At 58.9% G+C, this 13,666-nt stretch carries 13 protein-coding genes; 3 read left to right on the top strand and 10 right to left on the bottom strand.

Annotated elements, in window-relative coordinates; translation table 11 throughout:
* Positions 1-43 precede the first annotated feature (43 nt).
* Both dnaG and rpsU read right to left on the bottom strand, forming a co-directional pair.
* On the bottom strand, positions 44-2,008 hold the full coding sequence (gene dnaG, locus BK670_RS25870) for a DNA primase (RefSeq protein WP_123454041.1): 1,965 nt from the start codon (positions 2,006-2,008) through the stop codon (positions 44-46).
* Between the two features lie 485 nt (positions 2,009-2,493).
* A complete protein-coding gene (rpsU, locus tag BK670_RS25865; RefSeq protein ID WP_002551877.1) occupies positions 2,494-2,709 on the bottom strand; it encodes a 30S ribosomal protein S21 in 216 nt (71 codons plus the stop codon).
* 199 nt (positions 2,710-2,908) lie between these two features.
* Between rpsU and tsaD the strand changes: the two genes are divergently transcribed.
* The gene (gene tsaD, locus BK670_RS25860) at positions 2,909-3,934 is read left to right on the top strand and encodes a tRNA (adenosine(37)-N6)-threonylcarbamoyltransferase complex transferase subunit TsaD (protein WP_102356239.1); all 1,026 of its coding nucleotides are present in this window, start codon (positions 2,909-2,911) and stop codon (positions 3,932-3,934) included.
* A 23-nt stretch (positions 3,935-3,957) separates the two neighbouring features.
* On the opposite strand, the gene plsY is transcribed toward tsaD, so the two are convergent.
* Positions 3,958-4,527, bottom strand: a complete 570-nt coding sequence (plsY, locus tag BK670_RS25855) for a glycerol-3-phosphate 1-O-acyltransferase PlsY (RefSeq protein ID WP_123454039.1) — start codon at positions 4,525-4,527, stop codon at positions 3,958-3,960.
* Between the two features lie 74 nt (positions 4,528-4,601).
* Here plsY and folB point away from each other — a divergent pair, with 74 nt between their 5' ends.
* The gene (gene folB, locus BK670_RS25850; protein ID WP_064390789.1) at positions 4,602-4,958 is read left to right on the top strand and encodes a dihydroneopterin aldolase; all 357 of its coding nucleotides are present in this window, start codon (positions 4,602-4,604) and stop codon (positions 4,956-4,958) included.
* Positions 4,949-5,464: a 2-amino-4-hydroxy-6-hydroxymethyldihydropteridine diphosphokinase gene (folK, locus tag BK670_RS25845; protein WP_123454037.1), complete on the top strand. Its 516-nt coding sequence runs from the start codon at positions 4,949-4,951 to the stop codon at positions 5,462-5,464. Before folB ends, folK begins: the two co-directional genes overlap by 10 nt.
* 90 nt (positions 5,465-5,554) lie before the next feature.
* On the opposite strand, the gene BK670_RS25840 is transcribed toward folK, so the two are convergent.
* The 7 genes from BK670_RS25840 to apaG all read right to left on the bottom strand — a co-directional run bounded on the left by BK670_RS25840 (position 5,555) and on the right by apaG (position 13,634).
* Positions 5,555-6,778, bottom strand: coding sequence for a multifunctional CCA addition/repair protein (locus BK670_RS25840; RefSeq protein ID WP_123454035.1), 1,224 nt, complete (start codon positions 6,776-6,778; stop codon positions 5,555-5,557).
* Positions 6,779-6,841: 63 nt separating this feature from the next.
* Positions 6,842-8,404, bottom strand: coding sequence for a SpoVR family protein (locus tag BK670_RS25835; RefSeq protein ID WP_123454033.1), 1,563 nt, complete (start codon positions 8,402-8,404; stop codon positions 6,842-6,844).
* The gene (locus BK670_RS25830) at positions 8,401-9,672 is read right to left on the bottom strand and encodes a YeaH/YhbH family protein (RefSeq protein WP_123454031.1); all 1,272 of its coding nucleotides are present in this window, start codon (positions 9,670-9,672) and stop codon (positions 8,401-8,403) included. Before BK670_RS25830 ends, BK670_RS25835 begins: the two co-directional genes overlap by 4 nt.
* 117 nt (positions 9,673-9,789) lie before the next feature.
* The gene (locus tag BK670_RS25825) at positions 9,790-11,712 is read right to left on the bottom strand and encodes a PrkA family serine protein kinase (RefSeq protein ID WP_122594815.1); all 1,923 of its coding nucleotides are present in this window, start codon (positions 11,710-11,712) and stop codon (positions 9,790-9,792) included.
* A gap of 297 nt (positions 11,713-12,009) precedes the next feature.
* The gene (gene glpE, locus BK670_RS25820; RefSeq protein ID WP_123454029.1) at positions 12,010-12,339 is read right to left on the bottom strand and encodes a thiosulfate sulfurtransferase GlpE; all 330 of its coding nucleotides are present in this window, start codon (positions 12,337-12,339) and stop codon (positions 12,010-12,012) included.
* Positions 12,340-12,372: 33 nt separating this feature from the next.
* Positions 12,373-13,254 (bottom strand): symmetrical bis(5'-nucleosyl)-tetraphosphatase, encoded by an 882-nt coding sequence (locus BK670_RS25815; protein ID WP_123454027.1) that lies wholly within the window; start codon positions 13,252-13,254, stop codon positions 12,373-12,375.
* Positions 13,254-13,634 carry a Co2+/Mg2+ efflux protein ApaG gene (gene apaG, locus BK670_RS25810; RefSeq protein ID WP_123454025.1) on the bottom strand — a complete coding sequence of 127 codons (381 nt, stop codon included), beginning with the start codon at positions 13,632-13,634 and terminating at the stop codon, positions 13,254-13,256. Before apaG ends, BK670_RS25815 begins: the two co-directional genes overlap by 1 nt.
* Positions 13,635-13,666: the final 32 nt, after the last annotated feature.

Below are 13,666 nucleotides of genomic sequence, written 5' to 3'. Positions count from 1 at the left end.
GGCGGGCAAAAAACAAGCCGAGGATTATACCTGAGCTATGACCTCACGCGCCAGTTGAGGTCGGGTTTGATGCGGAAACATTGCGACTTAGTAGGTCGCGCAGTTGATTTTTCTCTTCAATGCTCAGTTCGCTTTGACGCGCTTTCCTGAGCAACTGTTCCAGATTTCGCTCGCGTTGGCGGGCTGACAAGCTAGTAATGGTGTCGAAAAACTGTTGTTCAAGGTTATCGCCGTCAATCAGCCACTCCTTTTCTGCCAGTGCCTTGAGCAAGCGTCCCTGTTCAGTACCGTGCCATCGCGCGATCAACTGAAATGAGTTTAGCTTGGGATTCTTCTGTACGGCTTCGAGCAGCGCCACAAGTAACTGGGCGTTGGTCTGATTCTCGTCCGCAATGTGCCCGGCATCTTCGACGCGCTTGGCCAATTGCGGGTGATGAAGCAGTGTGCGCAGGGCGGTAAGGGTTGGCGACTCGACGCCAATCGGTGTGCGCGGGCGCTGCTGATCGCGATCACCGCCACGTTTGCCGTTCTTGTCCCAGGGTTTTTTGTCCCACTTTTTGCCGCCAGCGCCGGACTTCTTTGGTGTCCACTCCTGCTGCGGCACATACATGTCCTGTGCCTGCGGCTGATGGTAGTCGCTGTAGTCCGGCATTGCGTCGTAATCGATGCCCGGATCGTAGGCGGGCGGCGCTTCCTGGGGCGCACTTTGCGCCAGCTGACTGACCGTTTCACTGCTCAGACCGGTGATTTCGGTCAGGCGCTGACGCATCAGAATGCGCAGGTTGGCGCCCGGAACCTTGTCGATCAACGGTGCGGCGAGGGTGGCCAGATGGGCCTTGCCTTCGAGCGAGCGCGGATCGGCCTCTTCGGTCAGTTGCTGGAAGAAATAATCCGCCAGCGGCTGAGCGTGCTGATTGATCCGCGCCTTGAAGGCGTCAGTGCCTTCGGCGCGCACCAGGGTATCCGGGTCTTCGCCTTCGGGCAGAAACAGGAAGCGAGCGCGGCGTCCGTCCTGCAGGCTCGAGAGCGTTGCTTCGAGTGCCCGCCATGCGGCGTTGCGGCCGGCCTGGTCGCCATCGAAACAGAACAGTACGTTCGGTACGACGCGGAACAGGCGCTTCAAATGTTCTTCGCTGGTCGCGGTGCCCAGCGTCGCGACGGCATTCTTCAGCCCCTGCTGGGCGAGGGCGATGACGTCCATGTAGCCTTCGACGACGATGATTTCGTCGAGGTTGCGGTTGTTCTTGCGTGCTTCATAGAGGCCGTAGAGTTCCTGGCCTTTATGGAAGACCGGGGTTTCCGGTGAGTTCAGGTATTTCGGTTTGTCGTCGCCGAGTACGCGGCCGCCGAAAGCGATGATCCGCCCGCGGGTGTCGCGGATCGGGAACATCACGCGATCGCGGAAGCGGTCATAGCGTTTGCCGGTTTCGGCGTTCTCGATCAGCAGGCCGGCGTCGATCATGGCCTTCTGCTGCAAAGTATCGCTGCTCAAGTGTTTGAACAGGTTGTCCCAGCCCGGCGGCGCGAAGCCGAGGCCGAAATCCCGAGCGATCTCGCCAGTCAGGCCGCGGCCCTTGAGGTAATCCACCGCGGCTTTGCGTGCCGGATGGCTCTTGAGTGCCTGCCGGTAAAAGTCGGCGGCGGCGGTGAGTAGCGGATACAGCGGCGAATCGGTCGGCTGCCGTGGCTTGCGCTCGCGGCCGCTTTCTTCGCGGGGGATTTCCATGCCGGCGGCTTTCGCCAGATCTTCGACGGCCTGGGGGAAGTCCAGGTTGTCGTGATCCATGAGAAAGCCGAGGGCATTGCCGCCGGCGCCGCAGCCGAAGCAGTAATAGAACTGCTTGTCGGGGCTGACGCTGAAGGACGGGGTTTTCTCTTTGTGAAACGGGCAACAGGCGGTGTAGTTCTTGCCGGCCTTCTTCAATTGCACGCGCGAACTGACCACGTCGACGATGTCGGTGCGGTTCAGCAGGTCGTCAATGAAGCTCTGGGGAATCAGCCCGGCCATGGCGTTCTCGTCGTCTGCGCTGTAATAAGTCCGATGCGAAAGGCTGCCGGACGCGGGTCATTATTTGAAGCGCGCAAAATGTGCGGCTCGACCGGTGTCGTCTGCGTAATCGCTGTCGGGAAGTGTATCTGCCGAAAATCCACTGACGTTAGTACTCATCAGTCGTCGACTATTTGAAAGTGTTGCGCTGAGTCCGCTGACGGCCGGTCAAGGGCCTCGGATAGCTCAATAAAGCGGGCACGCATGCAGGTGCCTTGGGCTGATCGTCGTAAGAGGAATCAGTGGGTGTGCTCGTCAGTAGCCTTGAAAGGCTCGTCAGAAAAGACGTGCACCGCTGGCAAAAGAGCCAGGTCTGACGCGTGAAGCAGATTTGTCTCGGTCGCGTGTGCGGCTTCGACGGTGAAGCATCAAGCGTTTTACGCAAATGCCATTAGCCCGGCTGAGAGCCGGGCTTAGGCAAGAAGCTTGCTACGAACGTCTGTGTATTAGTACAGACGAACGGCGCGGCGCTGTTCGCGCTGAACTTTCTTGGCGTGACGCTTAACAGCGGCTGCTGCTTTGCGCTTACGCTCAGAAGTTGGCTTCTCGTAAAATTCGCGGCTACGAACTTCAGCCAGTACACCGGCTTTTTCGCAGGAGCGCTTGAAACGACGCAGAGCTACGTCGAAGGGTTCGTTCTCTTTAACTTTGACGGCTGGCATCCAGAGCTACCTTCATTCATTACCGGGGTCAACATCCTCGCGGCAAAAGAGCACTTGAAGACGTCGGTTTTTAAGGGTTGCGGATGTTAACCCCTCATCGCTCGGAATGCAAAGCCTCTGATCGAAAACCGCTGGTCGGGGCATCACGCGGCGACTATTATGCGCGCCTTCGAATTCAGCCTAAACAAGGCGCAAACCCATGCTAGTACTGGGATTAGAAACCTCCTGCGACGAAACCGGCGTCGCATTATATGACAGCGAACGCGGCCTGCTGGCCGACGCACTGTTCAGCCAGATCGACCTGCACCGCGCTTATGGTGGCGTAGTGCCGGAGCTGGCTTCGCGTGACCACGTCAAACGCATGCTGCCCTTGATTCGTCAGGTGTTGGCCGAGGCCGACTGCGTGCCGACCGAGATTGATGCGATCGCCTATACCGCGGGCCCTGGCCTGGTTGGTGCGTTGCTGGTCGGTGCTTCCTGCGCTCAAGCACTGGCGTTCGCCTGGGGCATTCCGGCGCTCGGTGTTCATCACATGGAAGGTCATTTGCTGGCGCCGATGCTGGAGCCAAAACCGCCGGAGTTTCCGTTCGTCGCTTTGTTGGTCTCCGGCGGTCATACGCAGTTGGTCCAGGTCGATGGCATTGGTCAATACAGCTTGCTCGGCGAGACGCTTGACGACGCCGCCGGTGAAGCATTCGACAAAACCGCGAAGATGATGGGCCTCAATTACCCGGGCGGGCCGGAAATCGCCAAGCTGGCAGAGAAGGGCGTTGCAGGACGTTTTACCTTTCCACGTCCGATGTGTGATCGTCCGGGCCTGGATTTCAGCTTCAGCGGCTTGAAAACCTTCGCCCTCAACACTTGGCAGCAATGCGTCAGCGCCGGGGACGACAGCGAGCAAGCCCGTTGCGACATCGCGCTGGCGTTCCAGCAGGCCGTGGTGGAGACTTTGACCATCAAGTGCAAGCGTGCCCTGAAACAGGCCGGCATGAAGCGCCTGGTGATTGCGGGCGGCGTCAGCGCCAACAAGGCGTTGCGTGTTTCGCTGGAAAAGATGCTGGGCGATATGAAAGGCGATGTGTTTTACGCACGTCCCGAGTTCTGCACCGACAATGGCGCGATGATCGCCTTTGCCGGTTGCCAGCGTTTGCAGGCCGGTCAGCAGGAAAGTCTGGCGATCAGCGTGCAGGCGCGCTGGCCGATGGAGCAATTGTCGGCGTTGTGATGAGCGGCACTCATCGACGGTATTTAAAAATGCCGTTCGCGCCCGGCAAACAGGTCGCGTAGATTGCCGCGGTGGCGCCAGACGATCAGTAAGGTCAGTGCGCTCATCGGCAACAGCGCTTCCGGTTCCTGCCAGGCCAGCAATGGCAGGGTTAGCGGCGTGGCAATCAGCGCCGCCAGCGAGCTGGTGCGGGTCAGGTAGAACGTCAGCAGCCAGGCGCACACGGCCAGCAGCGCGGCAGGTGGATACAGGCCGAGCAGCATGCCGGCGGCGGTGGCGACACCTTTGCCGCCACGGAAGCGGAAATACAGCGGGAAAAGGTGACCGATGACGGCGCACACGCCGATCCACGCCTGATCCTGCAGCGAAAGGCCCACCGCCGCTGCGATCAGCACCGGCACCAGGCCTTTGCACAGATCACCCAGCAGGGTCAGGATCGCCAGTTTGCGACCGGCCAGGCGCAGCATGTTGGTGGCGCCGGCATTACCCGAGCCACTCATTCGCGGATCCGGATTTCCGGTCAGGCGGCTGAGCAAAATGGCGAAGGACAGCGAGCCGAGCAGGTAGGCGAGAGTCGCCAGTAACCAAAACATGCTAACTATTCCGGGCGAGGACGCCCTGATTCTAACGGCGCATCGCGCCCTTGTCGTGCAGCGGAGAGAAGTGCTTGGACAGAGTGTTTATCGAGGGCCTGGAAGTCGACACCGTGATTGGTGCCTATGACTGGGAGCGCGGCATCCGACAGTGCCTGCGACTTGATCTGAGCTTCGCCTGGGACAATCGCCCGGCTGCCGCCGGTGACGACCTGACTCTGGCGCTCGACTATGCCAGCGTTTCCACGCGCATCCAGGCCTTTGCCGAGCAGGCACAGTTCCAGTTGGTCGAGACCTTCGCCGAGCGTCTGGTCGAAGTACTGATGAGCGAATTCAAGATCACTTGGGTACGCCTGAAGCTGACCAAGCCCGGCGCAGTACCGGCCGCCAAGGGCGGTGTGGGCGTGGAGATCGAGCGCGGATGTCGCTGACTCAGGTGTATCTCGGGCTTGGTAGCAATATCGAGCGCGAAACCCATTTGCGCGCCGGGCTCGACGCTTTGGCGACGTTCCTGGTGGATATCCGCTGTTCGGCGGTGTTCGAGAGCGCGCCTGTGGGAATCAAGAGCGGGCCGTTCTTCAACTTCGTGATTTCGGCGTATACCGATCTGCCGTTGATGGAGCTGGATCGGCGGTTGAAATTCATCGAGGCGGATAACGGCCGCTATGCGCCGGATCGCAAGGGCTTGCCGCTGGATATCGACGTGCTGCTGTATGGCGATTTGGTGGGAAATTTCGACGGTCTGGTCTTGCCGCGTGCGGAAATTCTGAAAAATGCTTTTGTCTTGTGGCCGCTGTCGTTGATTGCGCCGGATCGCGTGCATCCGGGTGTGGGAAAAAGCTTCGCGACATTGTGGGCTGAAGCGCAGATTGATCAGGTGCTGGCGCCAGTAGCGTTCGAGTGGCGTGGCGCGCAACTGACCCCGCAGAATCTTTAAAGCAAAAGATCGCAGCCTGCGGCAGCTCCTACAGAGAACCGCATATTCCTGTGTAGGGGCTGCCGCAGGCTGCGATCTTTTGATCTTGCTTCAGGCGTTCTCTTTGTAGGCTTTCAACGCCTTGAGCCGTTCACGCTTCAGCGCTTCGCCCAGTTCCGGGCCTTTGAATCCCTTCTCCAGCAATGGCTGCACCGCGACTTCCCGCGCAGCCCTGGCCGCGCCACGCAAATAATCCGCCTGTGGATAACTTCTTTGCTCCAGCCCCTTGCGCCCGCGAGCATCCATTTCGCACGCGTCGATAAACTCTTCAAACCGCTGCGGTCGGCGATACACATCAAAACTCTGCAGCAGCTCCAGCAATGTCGAAGCCTTTAACTCCAGCGCGCGGTGGCCATGGGTGTGGTACTGGCCGACCAGCAACGCCAATTCCTGACAATCCTTCGGCGCCTTGAAGCGTTCGTTGACCGCTTTGATCAGCTTCAAACCGTTGTGCTCATGGGCGATGTGCCGCGGCCATTCTGCTTGCGGGGTCAGGCCTTTGCCGAGGTCGTGCAGCAGACCGGCCCAACGAACCGTCAGCGGTTGTTTGTGCCGCGCCGATTGCTCCAAAACGCTGAGGGTGTGCAGGCCAGTATCGATTTCCGGGTGATGCGCTTCCGGTTGCGGCACACCGAAAAGCGCGTCGACTTCCGGCATCAGTACGTTCAGCGCGCCGCAGTCGCGCAGTACCAGAATGAACACCTGCGGCTGATCTTCCATCAGCGCACGGGAGATTTCTTTCCAGCTGCGTTCGGCGGTCAACGCCTGCAGTTCGCCAGACTCGCTGAGCTGGCGCATCAATTCCAGCGTCTCCGGTGCGACAGTAAAGCCCAGCCCGGCATAACGCGCAGCGAAGCGAGCAACGCGCAATACTCGGAGGGGATCTTCGGCGAACGCCGGAGAAACGTGGCGCAGGATCCGGGCTTCCAGATCGCGTTGGCCATGGTACGGATCGGTCAGATTGTGCTGATCGTCCTCGGCCATGGCGTTGATGGTCAGGTCGCGGCGAATCAGGTCTTCTTCGAGCGTCACTTCCGGGCTGGCGTGAAAGGTGAAGCCGCCATAGCCGCGCCCGCTTTTGCGTTCGGTGCGGGCGAGGGCGTATTCCTCGCCGCTTTTGGGATGAAGAAACACCGGGAAATCCGCGCCAACCGGGCGATACCCCTGGGCGAGCATTTCTTCCGCGGTGGCGCCGACCACGACCCAATCGATGTCCGTGACCGGTTTGCCCAGCAAGCGATCACGTACGGCACCGCCAACCTTGAAAATCTGCATAAAAAACCTCCGTTAGCCCGACAGGATAACCCTTGCGTCAGACTTTCGGAGGCTGGAACCGGATCAAAGATGGATCACGGCAAGGTCAAGCCGACCGTAATCCCCTTCGCTGTGCTCGCTGCGTGGCGGAACGTGGTGGGTTTTCATGATCTGGTCGCCTTGCAGGGTTTCCAGATGAATATCGAAGCCCCACAGGCGATGCAGGTGTTTAAGCACCTCTTCAGTGGAATCACCCAGCGGTTTGCGATCGTGCTGCTGGTGACGCAGGGTCAGTGAGCGGTCACCGCGGCGGTCGATGCTGTAGATCTGCACGTTCGGTTCACGGTTGCCGAGGTTGTATTGCGCCGCGAGGGTTTCGCGGATGATCCGGTAACCGGGTTCGTCGTGGATGGCTGGCACCAGCAGATCGTCCTTCTGGTCATCATCGAGAATGCTGAACAGTTTCAAGTCGCGGATTACTTTCGGTGACAGGTACTGCAGGATGAAGCTCTCATCCTTGAAGCTGCTCATCGCGAACTTGATGGTCGACAGCCAGTCGGTCCCGGCGATTTCCGGGAACCAGCGACGATCTTCCTCGGTTGGCTCTTCGCACATGCGCCGGATGTCGCGATACATCGCAAAACCAAGCGCGTAGGGGTTGATGCCGTTGTAGTAGGGGCTATCGAAACCTGGCTGGAACACCACGCTGGTGTGCGAAGTCAGGAACTCCATCATGAAGCCGTCGGTGACCAGCCCTTCGTCGTACAGGTCGTTCATCAGCGTGTAATGCCAGAACGTTGCCCAGCCTTCGTTCATCACCTGGGTCTGGCGCTGTGGGTAGAAATACTGGGCGATCTTGCGCACGATCCGCACGATCTCGCGCTGCCACGGTTCCAGTAGCGGCGCGTGTTTTTCGATGAAGTACAGGATGTTTTCCTGCGGCTCGGCCGGGAAGCGGGCGTTGTCCTTGTCGCTGTACTTGTCCGCGCCTTTGGGAATGGTCCGCCACAGATCGTTGATCTGCTTCTGCATGTGCTCTTCGCGATCCTTCTGCCGGCGGCGTTCTTCTTCGGCGGAGATCGGGTAAGGACGCTTGTAGCGGTCGACGCCGTAGTTCATCAGCGCATGGCAGGAGTCGAGCAGATCTTCCACCGCATCGATGCCGTGGCGCTCCTCGCATTGCATGATGTACTGCTTGGCAAACACCAGGTAATCGATGATCGAACTCGCGTCGGTCCAGGTGCGGAACAGGTAATTGCCCTTGAAGAAGCTGTTGTGGCCGTAGCAGGCATGCGCCACTACCAGCGCCTGCATGCAGATGGTGTTTTCCTCCATTAGATAGGCGATGCACGGGTCGGAGTTGATCACGATCTCGTAGGCCAGGCCCATCTGGCCACGGCTGTAGGATTTTTCAGTGCTGAGGAAGTGTTTGCCGTAGGACCAGTGGTGGTAACCCAGCGGCATGCCCACCGAGGCATAGGCGTCCATCATCTGCTCGGCGGTAATCACTTCGATCTGGTTGGGGTAGGTATCCAGCGCGTAGCGGGCCGCGATCCGGGCGATTTCGCGGTCGTAGGTCTGGATCAGCTCGAACGTCCATTCGGAGCCGGTGGAAATGGGTTGGCGCTTCTGCTCTTTGGCGGTCATGTCACTAACCTGCGCTGGAAGAGTTCACGGAAGACCGGATAGATATCCCCGGCCGAGACCAGTTGCTGCTGGGCAAAAGTGTCAGAGAAGGCTTCGGCGATGCGTTCGTATTCGTACCACAAGGCCTGATGTTCGCGCGGGGTGATCTCCACATAAGTGTAGTACTGCACAAACGGCATGATCTGGTTGATCAGGATGTCGCGGCAGATCGGCGAGTCATCGTTCCAGTTGTCGCCGTCGGAAGCCTGCGCTGCGTAGATATTCCACTCGTTGCTCGGGTAACGCTCGGCCATGATTTCCTGCATCAGTTTAAGGGCGCTGGAAACAATGGTGCCGCCGGTTTCCCGTGAGTAGAAAAACTCCTCTTCATCGACTTCCCGGGCGCTGGTGTGATGGCGGATGAACACCACGTCGATCTTGTCGTAGTTCCGTTTCAGGAACAGGTACAGCAGGATGAAAAAGCGTTTGGCGATGTCCTTGGTCGCTTGGGTCATGGAGCCGGAGACGTCCATCAGGCAAAACATTACGGCTTTCGAACTGGGGTTGGGTTGCTTGATCAGCAGGTTGTACTTCAAGTCGAACGTGTCGAGGAACGGCACACGATGGATGCGCGCACTGAGTTTCTCGACTTCCGCCTCGAGTTCCTGAATATCGCCGAAGTTGTCCGGCTCTTCGCGTCTCAGGCGTTCAAGTTCCGCTTTGACTTCGCGCAGCTTCGCTCGACTGCTGCCGGACAAGGCAATGCGCCGTGCATGGGCTGAGCGAAGGGTGCGGATGATATTGATCCGCGACGGGTTGCCTTCATTGCTGATCCCGGCGCGTACGGTTTTGAAGGTGTCGGTGCCGCTCAGGTTGCGTTTGACCAGATTCGGCAGTTCGAGGTCTTCGAACATGAACTCGAGGAATTCTTCCTGGGTGATCTGGAAGACGAACTCGTCCATGCCCTCACCGGAATTGCCGGCCTTGCCCGGCCCGCGTCCGCCGCCACCTCCCGGCGGGCGGGCGATGTGTTCGCCGGCGGTGAATTCCTTGTTCCCCGGATGGACCACGGTCTGTTTGCCGCCGCGACCATGGTGAAGCACCGGTTCGTCGATGTCGCGACCGGGAATACTGATCTGTTCGCCGTGTTCCATATCGGTAATGGAACGCCGGCTGACCGCCTCTTCGACAGCCTTTTTGATGTGGTCACGGTAACGCCGCAGGAAGCGCTGGCGGTTTACCGTGCTCTTGTTCTTGCCATTGAGACGTCGGTCGATCACATAGCTCATAGACCCCTCCGGGGAGCTTCAAGTCATAAGCTTCAAGCTGCAAGTGAAAGCTCTCCCGTTCCCGAGACCGGTCTCTGCTGTTCTCTTGCAGCTTGTCGCTAGAAGCTTGCAGCTGCTTTATTGCGATTTGCGGACCCGTAGGTACCATTCGGAAAGAAGCCGTACCTGTTTGTCGGTGTAGCCGCGTTCGACCATTCGAGTGACGAAGTCGTTGTGCTTTTGCTGATCCTCTTTGCTGGCCTTGGCATTGAAACTGATGACTGGCAGCAGGTCCTCGGTGTTCGAGAACATTTTCTTCTCGATGACCACCCGCAGTTTTTCGTAGCTGAGCCAGGTCGGGTTCTTGCCGTTGTTGTTGGCCCGTGCGCGCAATACGAAGTTGACGATCTCGTTGCGGAAATCCTTCGGATTGCTGATCCCGGCCGGCTTCTCGATTTTCTCCAGTTCTTCGTTCAGCGCGACGCGGTTGAGGATCTCGCCGGTTTCCGGATCGCGGTATTCCTGATCCTGAATCCAGAAGTCCGCGTACAGCACGTAGCGGTCGAAGATGTTCTGGCCGTACTCGCTGTAAGACTCCAGATAAGCGGTCTGGATCTCCTTGCCGATGAATTCGATATAGCGCGGTGCCAGGTATTCCTTCAGGTAACGCAGATAGCGCTCGCGCGTCTCGGCCTGGAACTGTTCCTGTTCGATCTGCTGTTCCAGCACATAGAGCAGGTGTACCGGGTTGGCGGCGATTTCATGCGGGTCGAAGTTGAAAACCTTGGAGAGAATCTTGAACGCAAACCGGGTCGACAGACCGTTCATGCCTTCGTCGACGCCTGCCGAGTCGCGGTATTCCTGAATCGACTTGGCCTTCGGATCGGTGTCCTTGAGGTTTTCGCCGTCGTAGACGCGCATCTTCGAATAGATGTTGGAGTTTTCCGGCTCCTTGAGGCGTGACAGCACAGTGAACTGCGCGAGCATTTTCAAGGTGTCCGGCGCGCAATGAGCCTTGGCCAGCGAGCTGTTGAACAGCAGTTTGTCGTAGATCTTCACTTCGTCACTGACGCGCAGGCAGTACGGCACTTTGACGATGTAGATCCGGTCGATGAACGCTTCGTTGTTCTTGTTGTTGCGGAAGGTGTGCCATTCCGATTCGTTGGAGTGGGCGAGGAGGATCCCGGTGAAAGGAATCGCGCCAAGACCTTCGGTACTGTTGTAGTTGCCTTCCTGCGTCGCGGTCAGCAATGGGTGCAGCACCTTGATCGGTGCCTTGAACATTTCGACGAATTCCATCAGGCCCTGGTTGGCCCGGCACAGCGCGCCTGAGTAGCTGTAGGCATCGGCGTCGTTCTGTGGGTATTCCTCGAGTTTGCGGATATCGACCTTACCGACCAGTGCGGAAATGTCCTGGTTGTTCTCGTCGCCCGGTTCGGTCTTGGCCACGGCGATCTGGTTGAGGATCGACGGGTAAAGTTTGACCACACGGAACTGACTGATGTCGCCGCCGAATTCGGCCAGGCGTTTGGTCGCCCAAGGCGACATGATGGTGTTCAGGTAGCGCCGTGGAATACCGAAGTCTTCTTCGAGGATCGCGCCATCTTCGGTGGCGTTGAACAGACCCAGTGGCGATTCGAATACCGGCGAACCCTTAATTGCGTAGAAGGGCACTTTTTCAATCAGCTGTTTCAGCTTCTCGGCCAGGGACGATTTACCGCCACCGACGGGGCCGAGCAGATAAAGGATCTGTTTCTTCTCTTCCAGGCCTTGGGCGGCGTGGCGGAAATACGAGACGATCTGGTCGATGCATTCTTCCATCCCGTGGAAGTCTTCAAAGGCCGGATAGCGACGGATTACCTTGTTGGAGAAGATGCGTGACAGCCTCGAATTGGTCGAGGTGTCGAGCAGTTCCGGCTCACCGATGGCCAGTAGTAGACGCTCGGCGGCGGAAACGTAGGCGCTACGGTCTTGCTTGCACAGCTCCAGGTACTCTTGCAGCGAGAGTTCTTCCTGGCGTGTGGACTCGAAGCGTTGTTGGAAGTGGCTAAAGATACTCATGACGTCACCTCGCTCGATACGTGGAGCCGACGCCGGATCACTCAGTCGATGCTGGCAAACAACCGTTTTGGCAGCTGCTTGTTTACCCCCCAGAACACTTTCGCGATCGACAATCGCGAAAGTCACTCCCGATGACCCGTGCGCCGGTGTACCGGCTCTCCCCTGTTTTGGATGGCCTGGGCTTAAGGATAGTTGCTAATTCGGGAGGTAAAGGCGAGATACGTAATTATGTGTGGCAAGACCGTTCGTCTGTCGGCGCAGGCCCATGGCAGCCGGGGCCTGCACGTGACAAAAAAATTATTCGGCGGCGCCTTGGGCAGTTTCCGCAGGATAAGTCGTACGCCACAGCTCGAAGCCGCCGTCCATGCTGTAGACGTCGGAGAAACCCTGACTGATCAGGTACGCCGCGGCACCCTGGCTGGAATTGCCGTGGTAACAGACGACGACGGTCGGTGCATCGAGGTCGGCGCCTTGAATGAAAGCGTGCAGCGAGTGGTTGTCCAGATGCTTCGAGCCACTGATGTGCAGAGCGGCAAAAGTGGCCGGGTCGCGCACATCGACGACAACGGCACCTTGCTCACGCAGGGCCTGGGCCTGTTCCGGGGGGATTCGTTTGAATTCGCTCATGGCGGGTTCCTGTTGCTCGGCTGAAAGCGCAGTCTAACGCGGGACGCTGACTGGCGAAGTTTCGGGGATAAGTGGTGCGACGGTCGGGGCGAGGCCGCCGTGTTCGTCGCATTTGCACGACACGCGCTCGCCGCTGTCGACGTTCATCAGGGTCAGGCTGCCGCCCCAGACACAACCGGTGTCCAGCGCCGAGATGCCCGGCTCATGGATATTGCCTTCGAGTGCCGCCCAATGGCCGAAGATGATGCGCAGGCCTTTGGTTTTGCGATCCTTGTGCTGAAACCAAGGTTTGTAGCCGGGCGGGGCAGTGTCGAGACCTTCCTTGCTCTTGAGGTCGAGCTTGCCTTCGGCGGTGCAGAAGCGCATGCGCGTGAAATAGTTGGTGATGACGCGCAGACGGGCCACACCTTTGAGATCGTTGTCCCATTTCGCTGGCTCGTTGCCATACATGCCGTCGAGGTAGGCGAGCAGCATGTTGTCGTCTCGCAGGGCCGTCTGGACTTCGTCAGCGCACTTCAAGGCGCGGCGTAACGACCACTGCGGTGGAATGCCAGCGTGGACCATGGCGACATCGCGCTGCTCGTCGTAGTGCATAAGCTTTTGTTGACGCACCCACTCCAGCAGTTCGGCACTGTCCGGTGCTTCGAGAATCTCGCGCAGGGTATCGGACTTCTTCAAACGCTCGATGTTTTTCGCCGCTGCCAGCAGGTGCAGGTCGTGATTACCGAGCACGCAGACCAGCGATTCACGCATGCCATACAGAAAGCGCAGGGTTTCCAGCGACTGCGGGCCGCGGTTGACCAGATCGCCGACCAGCCAGAGCCGATCAAGCGCCGGGTCGAACGCGACTTGCTTGAGCAGGCATTTGAGCGGTTCGAGGCAGCCTTGCAGGTCGCCGACGGCGTACGTCGTCATCAGTGCAGGGCTCCGGGGACGGCGAGACGGAAGGGCTTGATGATGGCATCGAAGTGTTTGCCATCGGTGGCAACCATTTCGTAGGTGCCCTGCATGGTACCGACCTTGGTGGTCATGACCGTGCCGCTGCTGTAAGTGTGGCTTTTGCCGACGTCGATCAGCGGTTGCTGGCCGACGACGCCCGCGCCGCGAACTTCTTCGACATGTCCGTCACCGTCGGTGATTACCCAGTGCCGCGACATCAGGCGAGCGGGCTTCTCTCCGTTGTTCTGCACGGTGATGGTGTAGGCGAAGGCGAAGCGGTCGTGCTCGGGTTGCGATTGGTCTGCCAGATAGTGGGTAACGACGCTGACATCGACCTGGTAACGGGAATCGGACATGCAAAGGGCCTTAAGCGAAGCGGAACGCGGGA

It is taken from the genome of Pseudomonas fluorescens (genome assembly GCF_003732425.1).
Taxonomy (GTDB): Bacteria; Pseudomonadota; Gammaproteobacteria; order Pseudomonadales; family Pseudomonadaceae; genus Aquipseudomonas; species Aquipseudomonas fluorescens_BE.
This window is presented reverse-complemented; position numbering and strand designations above follow the sequence as displayed.

What these genes read in the sequence shown, in the direction of transcription:
- tsaD (WP_102356239.1), top strand. Translation starts at nt 2,909, where the DNA reads ATGCTAGTACTGGGATTAGAAACCTCCTGCGACGAAACCGGCGTCGCA.
- dnaG (WP_123454041.1), bottom strand. Translation starts at nt 2,008, where the DNA reads ATGGCCGGGCTGATTCCCCAGAGCTTCATTGACGACCTGCTGAACCGC.
- folK (WP_123454037.1), top strand. Translation starts at nt 4,949, where the DNA reads ATGTCGCTGACTCAGGTGTATCTCGGGCTTGGTAGCAATATCGAGCGC.
- BK670_RS25840 (WP_123454035.1), bottom strand. Translation starts at nt 6,778, where the DNA reads ATGCAGATTTTCAAGGTTGGCGGTGCCGTACGTGATCGCTTGCTGGGC.
- BK670_RS25825 (WP_122594815.1), bottom strand. Translation starts at nt 11,712, where the DNA reads ATGAGTATCTTTAGCCACTTCCAACAACGCTTCGAGTCCACACGCCAG.
- BK670_RS25830 (WP_123454031.1), bottom strand. Translation starts at nt 9,672, where the DNA reads ATGAGCTATGTGATCGACCGACGTCTCAATGGCAAGAACAAGAGCACG.
- BK670_RS25815 (WP_123454027.1), bottom strand. Translation starts at nt 13,254, where the DNA reads ATGACGACGTACGCCGTCGGCGACCTGCAAGGCTGCCTCGAACCGCTC.
- plsY (WP_123454039.1), bottom strand. Translation starts at nt 4,527, where the DNA reads ATGTTTTGGTTACTGGCGACTCTCGCCTACCTGCTCGGCTCGCTGTCC.
- apaG (WP_123454025.1), bottom strand. Translation starts at nt 13,634, where the DNA reads ATGTCCGATTCCCGTTACCAGGTCGATGTCAGCGTCGTTACCCACTAT.
- glpE (WP_123454029.1), bottom strand. Translation starts at nt 12,339, where the DNA reads ATGAGCGAATTCAAACGAATCCCCCCGGAACAGGCCCAGGCCCTGCGT.
- BK670_RS25835 (WP_123454033.1), bottom strand. Translation starts at nt 8,404, where the DNA reads ATGACCGCCAAAGAGCAGAAGCGCCAACCCATTTCCACCGGCTCCGAA.
- rpsU (WP_002551877.1), bottom strand. Translation starts at nt 2,709, where the DNA reads ATGCCAGCCGTCAAAGTTAAAGAGAACGAACCCTTCGACGTAGCTCTG.